This is a genomic window from Acidithiobacillus sp. TH-A36 (genome assembly GCF_057473445.1).
In genome coordinates this window covers 1-1,979 of record NZ_JBYCKP010000676.1, presented here as the reverse complement: position 1 = coordinate 1,979, position 1,979 = coordinate 1, and the positions used below count along the sequence as shown (strand labels likewise).

The 1,979-nt window shown below is 58.0% G+C and carries 2 protein-coding genes; both read left to right on the top strand.

Annotation, left to right across the window (positions count from 1 at the left end):
* Positions 1–828 (top strand): nitric oxide reductase activation protein NorD (locus AC2VLY_RS16865; protein ID WP_486922691.1); only part of this gene is annotated, 828 nt, incomplete at its 5' end.
* The coding region (locus tag AC2VLY_RS16860) for an acetoin utilization protein AcuC (RefSeq protein ID WP_486891959.1) at positions 828–1,979 on the top strand (1,152 nt) is incomplete at its 3' end. The genes AC2VLY_RS16865 and AC2VLY_RS16860, both read left to right, overlap by 1 nt.

The following is a 1,979-nucleotide window of genomic DNA, read 5'->3' as shown; positions in this document are numbered from 1 at the left end:
AAGCTGCGCGAAAAAGATGAAGCCAAGGCCATTGAAATAGCGGCTGAATATGATGGGACTTTGCGGCGTCTGAAGCGCGCCTTGCAGGCCCAGAAGCCGACCCGGATGTCTCCCCGTCGTCGTCAGTATGAAGGGGAGGAACCGGATCTTGAAGCCGCTGTGCAGTTTCTGATTGAAAAACGTGCCGGACGTTCGCCCAAAGCCAGCGTGTATTTGCAGCGTCGTCCCCAGCAAAGGGATACGGCGGTGTTGCTGCTGGCCGATCTTTCCACCTCGATCATGGCCGAAGCCGGAGATTCCGGGGTGCGGGTAGTGGACCGGCTGCGTGCAGCCATGCTGCTTTTTGGCGAGGCATTGCTGGAAGTGGGGGATCCTTTTGCGGTCTATGGTTTTGCGAGCAAATATCATGATGAGGTGCTGATGTATCCCATCAAGCGCTTCACCGACAGATTTGACGCAAGAGCCAGGGCCCTGCTGGGAGGCTTGTCGGGGCGTCTGGCGACGCGCATGGGCGCGGCTATCCGCCACAGCAGCAAACTGATGCTGCGCAGCCCTGCCCAGCGCCGCCTGTTACTGATTCTTTCCGATGGTCGTCCGGCAGATTATGATGACGGGGGAGATGCCCGCTATTTGCAGGAAGATACCCGCATGGCGGTGCGGGAAGCGCTGGAACTGGGTATTCACGCCTTCTGTATCAGTCTTGATCCCCAAGGTGGAGAATATTTGCCGCAGGTTTTCGGGCAGGGACATTATCTGGTGCTGCCGCATCTGGATAGCCTGCCGGCGCGTCTGCCCGAAGTGTACCTGCGCCTGCGGGGGCATGGCTGATGAATGAAAAAGAATTATTGCAGCCACGACTTGCGGCCACGCGTCCGGCCCGCTTTGTCGGCGCTGCCCGATATCGCCGCGCCAGTTATGGCAGCAATCATCCGCTGGCGATTCCACGCGTTTCCCTGACTCTGGATCTGATCAACAGTTATGGGGCTATTGCTCCCGAGGAATATTGCCTGGGACGTCCGGCCAGTCACCAGGAGCTGTTTGGCTTTCATACCCGCGATTATATCCAGGCCTTTGAACGCGCCCAGTTTCGCGGTAATGTCCGCGATGCAGATCGTAAACAATATCAACTGGGTACCTTGGAAAATCCCTATTTCCCCGGTTTTTTTGATACGCCCAATCTGGCTACGGGCTCCAGCATATTGGCTGCAGAGCAGGTATTGCAGGGTTTCACCGCTTTCAGTCCGGCAGGAGGCATGCACCATGCGGCACCCGGTCAGGCGCGCGGATTTTGTTATCTGAATGATCCGGTGCTGGCTATCCAGCGACTGCGCAAGGCCGGGCTGCGGGTGCTGTACTGGGATATGGACGCCCATCATGGCGACGGTGTAGAGGCAGCTTTTCGTGCGGACCCTGATACCTTGACGGTTTCCCTGCATATGGACACGGCCTATGCCTATCCTTTTCAGGGGGGTGGGCTGGATGACCATGAAGGCATGGCAGTCAATCTGCCCCTGCCCGCAGAAATCAACGACACGGAATACGCGGCAGTTTTCGAGGCCCTATGGCCCCGGGTCATGGGGCAGTTTGTTCCGGATGTGGTGGTCTTGCAGGCGGGTACGGACATTTTGTCTCCCGATCCGCTGAGCAAATTCCGGATATCCAATGGACTGTTCTGGCAGGTGCTTCGGCGTTTGCTCGCCGAAAGCCCGCGTTTGCTGGTGCTGGGTGGAGGAGGGTATCATCCCATTGCTTTGGCACGCTGCTGGACCGGGGTCTGGGCGATTTTGTCCGGACGGACGCTGGATGATAATCTGCCCGATTCAGGCCGAGCCCTGCTGGAAGGCGTGGAATGGGATCTGGACGATGAAGACGCCCCCGATTATAGCCGGCAATTCCAGTATCTGGATGATCTGCCCTTGCCGGGTCCCTTGCGAAGCGAAGTGACCGATCGTCTGGAGTATCTGTTCCACCATCATCCC